We start from the raw sequence: 288 nt of genomic DNA on the forward strand, positions 1-288 counted from the left end.
ATGTGGATGCCGATGGCGATGGTTTCGGATCGACGACACAACAAACCGTCTGTACTGCAAATCCGAATGTCGCACCGGCCGGATTTTCTTTGGACAATACCGATTGTGACGATACGAATGCTGCGAACCACGAAGGCTATCCGTTTTATGTGGATGCAGATGGAGACGGTTTCGGATCGACGACACAACAAACCGTCTGTACTGCAAATCCGAATGTCGCACCGGCCGGATTTTCTTTGGACAATACCGATTGTGACGATACGAATGCGGCGAACCACGAAGGTTATC

Annotated in this window: 1 protein-coding gene; it reads left to right on the forward strand. The window is 50.3% G+C overall.

Annotated features, from left to right (window positions below):
• Positions 1-288: hypothetical protein (locus tag G6047_RS00110; RefSeq protein WP_211165344.1), on the forward strand; the 288-nt coding region annotated here is incomplete at both ends.

Origin of the sequence: Flavobacterium silvaticum (assembly GCF_012911565.1) — a bacterium.
Lineage (GTDB): Bacteria > Bacteroidota > Bacteroidia > Flavobacteriales > Flavobacteriaceae > Flavobacterium > Flavobacterium silvaticum.